The sequence below is a fragment of the Thalassotalea litorea genome (genome assembly GCF_043642205.1).
Taxonomy (GTDB): Bacteria; Pseudomonadota; Gammaproteobacteria; order Enterobacterales; family Alteromonadaceae; genus Thalassotalea_A; species Thalassotalea_A litorea.
Window position 1 is genome coordinate 1 of the sequence record NZ_JBHZSG010000044.1, and the last position, 5,256, is coordinate 5,256.

General features: G+C 42.9%; 4 protein-coding genes and 1 tRNA gene. 2 read left to right on the forward strand and 3 right to left on the reverse strand.

Annotation, left to right across the window (positions count from 1 at the left end; genetic code table 11):
- Positions 1 to 194: 194 nt before the first annotated feature.
- Together ACHUFQ_RS14585 and hpf are read left to right on the forward strand one after the other, a co-directional pair.
- The gene (locus tag ACHUFQ_RS14585) at positions 195 to 614 is read left to right on the forward strand and encodes a DUF1801 domain-containing protein (protein WP_394176580.1); all 420 of its coding nucleotides are present in this window, start codon (positions 195 to 197) and stop codon (positions 612 to 614) included.
- A 138-nt stretch (positions 615 to 752) separates the two neighbouring features.
- Complete coding sequence (hpf, locus tag ACHUFQ_RS14590) at positions 753 to 1,091, forward strand: ribosome hibernation-promoting factor, HPF/YfiA family (protein WP_394176581.1); 339 nt, start codon at positions 753 to 755, stop codon at positions 1,089 to 1,091.
- 390 nt (positions 1,092 to 1,481) lie between these two features.
- Here the strand turns inward: hpf and ACHUFQ_RS14595 are convergent, their stop codons facing one another.
- The 3 genes from ACHUFQ_RS14595 to ACHUFQ_RS14605 all read right to left on the reverse strand — a co-directional run bounded on the left by ACHUFQ_RS14595 (position 1,482) and on the right by ACHUFQ_RS14605 (position 5,256).
- Positions 1,482 to 2,807 carry a DEAD/DEAH box helicase gene (locus ACHUFQ_RS14595; protein ID WP_394176582.1) on the reverse strand — a complete coding sequence of 442 codons (1,326 nt, stop codon included), beginning with the start codon at positions 2,805 to 2,807 and terminating at the stop codon, positions 1,482 to 1,484.
- Positions 2,808 to 2,950: 143 nt separating this feature from the next.
- On the reverse strand, positions 2,951 to 4,360 hold the full coding sequence (gene gltX / locus ACHUFQ_RS14600) for a glutamate--tRNA ligase (protein WP_394176583.1): 1,410 nt from the start codon (positions 4,358 to 4,360) through the stop codon (positions 2,951 to 2,953).
- 820 nt (positions 4,361 to 5,180) lie between these two features.
- Positions 5,181 to 5,256 (reverse strand) — tRNA-Val (locus ACHUFQ_RS14605).

Below are 5,256 nucleotides of genomic sequence, written 5' to 3' on the forward strand. Positions count from 1 at the left end.
TATCAATGAAACCTATGTTGTAACTGAACCTCTGCCCTAACTCTGAGTTGTGCACAAACTTAATGTGATTGGTATTAAAACGCCGTTTCATTGATTTAACGCAACGGATTAGAAAAAATGTTGCATGAAACGCTTGTCACTTTAATCAAACTTGGAGTAAGGTTAAGTCATAACGTACATGATTAAGGTGGTTAATGAACGACAATAAAATCCAACCAACACCCCTTAATCCCGATACGCTTATCGCTGCCATTGAGCATCCGATCAAACGTCAGGATAGCGAACAACTTCTCCAGTTGTTCGAACAGATAACCAAACAAAAACCTCAACTCTGGGGAACTTCTATAATCGGCTTTGGTCAATATCATTACTGCTATGATTCAGGTCGCGAAGGAGAATCTTTACGCACTGGCTTTTCGCCACACAAACAAAATATAGCCATTTATATCATGCTGGGGTTTAGCCACTACCAAACCATGCTGGCGCAGCTCGGTAAACATAAAGTGGGAAAATCCTGTTTGTATATCAATAAGCTGGCGGACATAAACCTAGATATTTTAAAACAGTTAATCGAAAAAACTTACGCGGATATGGCAACAAAATATCCTGTCTAAACACCCATTTTTTAAGCAACATTAATCAATAAGGAACCTTTAATCTCCCATTAAATACAATTTTTTACCTGTTTAAGCTTGCAAGGTCGAATCATCGTCCCCATGCTTATCATGAAGACTCGAAAAAAGGAGAGCTGTATGAAAATAAATATTTCAGGCCATCATGTAGAAGTAACCGAGGCTATCGCCGATGTCATTCATAGTAAATTTGCTAAGGTTGCCAGTCACTTTCCCAACTTAATGTCTCTGGATATCATTCTTAAAGTGGAGAAGAATATCCAAAAGATCGAAGTCACTACACAGTATGAAAACGTCAAAGTATCCGTTTCTGCCGTAGACGACGACCTATACAAGGCCATCGGAAGTTCCGTTAAAAAACTGGAAGCCGCTCTTGCCCATCGCAAAGGCGTAATTAATTCCAATCTGTATAACAAATATCAGGTCCCAGAACAGGAACTGGTCGCTCATCCTAACTAAACCACTAAACGAATAAACGAAAATGGCGAAACCAAGGTTTCGCCATTTTTTTTAACTCTGTTTTAAACCCAGCGTCTACTTTATACCAATCACATTAAATGATTGCTCACTCAGTGAGAATTTAAAGGCTTTTAGACAAGGCTTTGATTGCAGAGAATGGTTATTCCGCTCTCAAAATCAGCCAAAATCAGTAACGTAGTCCAAACGCCTTTAAAATTCACCCGTAGGGAGTTTACCTCAAGGCCCATTTACGACCCTATATTTCATTAATATAGAATGACTATATCAATGAAACCTATGTTGTAACTGAACCTCGCCCCTAACTCTGAGTTGTGCACAAACTTGATGTGATTGGTAATAGACTTTAATCTGAGATCTGAAGCCTAGCCCCTATTCATTGTCATCAGTATATTCACTGTTTTTACGACGCATGACCGGTAAATCACCAATATCCTGGGCTTCATGAAACACACGCTTTTTCGGTTTTGCTTTTGGTTTCGCCGATTTTTTCTTCACCACTTTGCTAGCTTGTTTGTCGCTTGGCTTACGTTTAGGTTTTGGTTTTAGGCCTTTAAAGCTGGCTTCAAGACCATCTATAACGCTAAATTCAATGGCTTGCTGAAGAAACGCCTGAATGCTCAGATAACTCTGCCAATCTTTAGGGCCAATAAACGAAATCGCATCGCCCTTTTCGCCCGCACGCCCCGTTCGGCCAATTCGATGGACGTATTCTTCCGGATGTTTCGGCAAATCGAAGTTGATCACATGGGAAACATTGACCAGATCCAACCCTCTGGACGCTAAATCGGTTGTCACCAGCACTTTTGCCTGCCCCTTGGAGAATTGCTCCATAATGCGATTACGATCCGATTGTTTTAAATCGCCACTTAAAGCCAGCGAGTCAATCCCCTGCTGTTGCAGGAAATTTGCCAAACGCTCGGTATCAGAGCGAGTTGCAGTAAAAATAATCATCTGCTGGAAAGACTCATTGCTCAGCAAGTGATTAAGCAGAACCTCTTTGTGATCTAAGTGATCACTAAGAACAAAACGCTGGTGAATGTCTTTGTGCTCAGAGCTTATCTTGCCTACAGCAATCCGTTTCGGCTTATTCATCAAGTCCAGAGCAAAATCTTCAACTTGCTGATGATCCATGGTGGCAGAAAACATCAACGTCTGACGTTTGCGATGATCCGCGGCCTGATGAATTTGCTTAAGTTGCTCAGCAAAACCTAAATCAAGCATACGATCCGCTTCATCGAGAATTAACAATTCCAGACCGTGCAGATAAAAATGTCCCTGGTTAAGATGATCCGCTAAGCGCCCCGGCGTTGCCACAATAATATGCGGCTCTTTAGCCAACACTTTAACCTGGTCATTAAAATTTTCACCACCAAGGATCAATACCGATTTAAACGGGGTACCTGAACTGACTAATCGTAATTGCGTAAATACCTGTTTTGCCAATTCTCGGGTCGGGGTAAGGATAACAACCCGGGGATCGCGTTTTGCCAACGCTCTTTGGCGAATTAAACGATGTAACGCCGGTAACAAAAACGCCAGGGTTTTGCCAGAGCCAGTCTTTGACGATGCTATCAGGTCATTCCCCGCCATCGCCGCGGGAATCGCCTGCTGCTGTATTTCTGATGCCTGGTCAAAACCCAAATGGTCAATGGCTTTGACTAATCGATTGTCCAGATTAAATTGATCAAATTGCAAAAATCTATGCTCCTTGGGAGGATAAAAATAAACGCACAGTTCGTATCCACAAGCTGTGCGTTTTTATTCGTTACTCATTAGTTTAGTCGGTTACCAATTATTGTGACTAACTCAACAAGTCCATTTTTAATACTTGTCGTCGACTACTGCTGAGCTCGAGCGTCAATAAAGGCAATTGCCTTGTCGATACGACTTTGAATTTGCTCAGGCTTGAGTAACGCTAATGTCACATCCAAAGATGGTGAGTTACCGCCTCCGGTAGAGGCTACACGCAATGGCATGCCCACTTTACCCATACCCACTTCCAGCTCTTCTGCCGTACCGTTGATTGCCGCCTGAATATTTTCAGGTGTCCATTCGCTAATGGCAGCGAGTTTCGCTTTCACAAGCTCAAGAGGCGCTTTCGCGACACCGCGAAGGTGCTTCTTCGCCGCCTTTTCGTCAAACTCCTGATACTCTTCATAGAAATAACGGCTGATTTCTGCCATTTCTTTCAACGTTTTCACACGATCTGCCTGAACCTTAACCACTTCTGGCAATGCTGGACCGTTTTCCGTGTTAATACCCTGCGCATTCATGTGCCATTGCAAATGACTGGCAACATACTCAGGGTCCAATGATTTCATATAGTGCTGATTTACCCAGATTAACTTTTCAGTGTTAAACGCCGAAGGCGCACGGTTACAACCCGTTAGATCAAACAGTTCAATCATTTCTTCACGGGAGAAGATTTCCTGATCGCCGTGAGACCAGCCAAGACGTACTAAATAATTCAGCAAGGCTTCTGGCAGGTAACCGTCATCACGATACTGCATGACACCTACAGCACCGTGGCGTTTTGATAAACGCTTACCATCATCACCCAAGATCATTGGAATATGAGCGTATTTGGGCAGTGGCGCGCCAAGCGCATTTAGAATGTTAATTTGACGAGGTGTATTGTTAACGTGATCATCGCCACGGATAACATGGGTAATTTTCATATCCCAGTCGTCAACTACAACCGTTAGGTTATAGGTTGGCGAACCATCAGAACGAGCAATGATCAAATCATCCAATTCCCCATTGGAAATTTCGATATTCCCTTTTACAAGGTCTTCAATGATAACCGAACCATCCAGTGGATTTTTAAAACGAATTACGTAAGGCTTGTCTTCAGGATAATCGGTGCGATCACGCCACAAACCGTTGTAACGTGGCTTTTCACCATTGGCGCGTTGTTCTTCACGCATGGTTTCAACTTCTTCCGGGGTGCAGTAACAGCGGTAGGCCTGACCATTATCCACTAATTGCTGAATTACCTCTTTGTAACGATCAAAACGTTTGGTTTGATAATATGGTCCTAAATTCCAGTCAAGGTTCAACCAGTTCATCCCGTCCATAATGGCATCCACAGAAGCCTGAGTAGAACGTTCCAGATCCGTATCTTCGATCCTAAGCACAAAATCACCGCCGTTTTTCTTGGCAAATAACCAGCTGTATAGGGCTGTACGGGCACCACCAACGTGCAAATAACCAGTTGGGCTTGGTGCGAAACGGGTTGTTAAAGTCATATTTATCTCACTAACAAAGTCTCTGTACAGGTAGCAATTCTCGCAGAATAATCACTGACTTATAAGAATCTGCATAACAGAGAAACACGGAAAAATTTGCGCCATATTTTAGCAGAGGACGGGACAGGTTAAAACGATAAACGCAAATAACTCGAAATTAAGGTCGAAGATGGTTGAGGGTACGCGATAAACAACATTGCTGCGGGTACATCATCGAAGATTATTTAGGGTTGCCAACATGAACCTTGGTATGCCGAGTTTGTCGGGAACTGAAATTCTGTACCCGCGATAAAACGTTGCTTCGAAAGCGATTGCATAAATTATGGTTTTGGAATTAATTTTTGACGGACATACGCTGAGAACTAATGCCAATTCCATTAGTTAGGTGTTCGACTGAGAATGTTAGATAACGGGTTATAACAAATAAAATTTGATGGGGATAGTCGCCCTATCTTCATTAAATTTTAAGCCGTTAGAACGTGTTAGATTCATTCCCGTAGGGTTGCATTTTAGTTCAAGGAAAATGCGACTCATTGGGCAGATAACTATTGGACTTGGTATATTGGTGGACGGTACTGGGCTCGAACCAGTGATTCGGCGCGGGTTGTTAAGAGCGGGCGGTGCTCTCCCAACTAAGCTTTCTCTATAAATTTAAATTGGTTGAATTGAATTTATTTAAGTTTATGGTGGACGGTACTGGGCTCGAACCAGTGATTCGGCGCGGGTTGTTAAGAGTGGGCGGTGCTCTTTCAACTAAGCTTTCTCTATAAATTTAAATTGATCGAATTGAATTGAGTTGAGTTGAGTTGATTTAAGTTTATGGTGGACGGTACTGGGCTCGAACCAGTGACCCCCGCCTTGTAAGGGCGGTGCTCTCCCAACTGAGCTAACCGTCC